This is a genomic window from Rhodococcus sp. KRD162, assembly GCF_017168335.1.
Lineage (GTDB): Bacteria > Actinomycetota > Actinomycetes > Mycobacteriales > Mycobacteriaceae > Rhodococcoides.
Genome location: NZ_JABFAU010000046.1, coordinates 1 through 1,292 on the forward strand (window position 1 = coordinate 1; position 1,292 = coordinate 1,292).

Annotated in this window: 2 protein-coding genes; both read right to left on the minus strand. The window is 62.2% G+C overall.

Going from position 1 to position 1,292, the window contains the following annotated elements; genetic code table 11:
* Positions 1-29 precede the first annotated feature (29 nt).
* Positions 30-968: an IS3 family transposase gene (locus J1M87_RS25165; protein ID WP_157226235.1), complete on the minus strand. Its 939-nt coding sequence runs from the start codon at positions 966-968 to the stop codon at positions 30-32.
* Entirely contained in the window at positions 920-1,225 is a 306-nt protein-coding gene (locus J1M87_RS25170; protein WP_008720680.1) for a transposase, read from the minus strand. Before J1M87_RS25170 ends, J1M87_RS25165 begins: the two co-directional genes overlap by 49 nt.
* Positions 1,226-1,292: the final 67 nt, after the last annotated feature.

Below are 1,292 nucleotides of genomic sequence, written 5' to 3' on the forward strand. Positions count from 1 at the left end.
TGAGGTTCCCCCCGAAAAGTGGACAGTGGTTACGCGGCCATGATGGGCGCGTTCAGTGACTGTTCGTAACTGTGGGGGCTGAGCATTCCGATTGTGGAGTGCCGTCGTCGAGTGTTGTAGAAGTTCATCCAGTTGTCAACTGCAGCAACCAATTCGGTCCTGTATGCGAACGTGTGGCGGTAGTAGTACTCGTGCTTGAACGTCGACCACAAGCTCTCCGCGCCGGCGTTGTCCCAGCATATGCCGGTCTCGCCCATCGAGCGCCGCAACCCGTGCCGCTCACACGCTTGCTTCATGACCGCGGCGGTGTATTGAGTTCCCCTGTCCGAGTGCATGATTGTGCCCGCGACATCGCCGCCGCGTTCGGCGACAGCCATGTCCAGAGCTTCGAGGACGAGCTCGGTGCGCATGTGATCGGCGACGGCCCACCCGAGGACCTTCTTCGAGTGTTCGTCCTTGATGGCGCACAGGTACATGTCGCCCTCGCCGCAGGTCAGGTACGTGATATCGGAGGTCCACACCGCGTCGAGGCGGCCCTGATCGAACCGGCGCTGGACCAGGTCGTCGGGGAACGAGGCGAACGGGTCGACCACGGTGGTGCGGATCTTGAACGTGCGTGGGCTGATGCCGACGATGCCGAGGGAGCGCATAATCTTCGCGACGGTTTTCTCGGTGATCACCTCGCCCCGGTCGTGGAGTTCGGCGGTGATTCGGGGTGCTCCGTAGACGCCTTTCGACTCCTGGTGGATCGCGAGGATCTTCGCCTCCAGATCGGCTCGACGTTGCTGCCGCTGCGCCAATCTAGTTGTCACACTGCGTCCTTGGTGTTTGTAGAAGCCGGATGTCGACACTTCGAGCAGGCGTGCCATCCGGTGGACTGCGGAGTTCGCGTACTCCGCGGCCATCAACGTGTAGAGCTCTACTTTTGTTGATTGGCTGCGAAGTACGCGGACGCTTTTTTCAAGAATGCGATGTCTTTCTCCTGCTCGGAGACCTGTCGGCGTAACCGGGCCAGCTCGGTACGCTCCGCGGCCGTGAGCGGTTGATCACCCGAGGTGGCGGCGGCTTCGATCCGGCGGCGTTCGTCGGCAACCCAGCGGCCGAGCAGGCCTTCGTTGATGCCCAGTTCGCGGGCGACCTCGGCGATGGTGCGGCCGGAATCGATCACCCTACGGGCGGCCTCGACCTTGTACTCGGTCGTGAACGACCTGCGTTTGCGGGACATGGGGACATCCTTCCAGCGGAACTATCGGTCCCGCTATCTCGGTGTCCACCATCCGGGGGGAACCTCA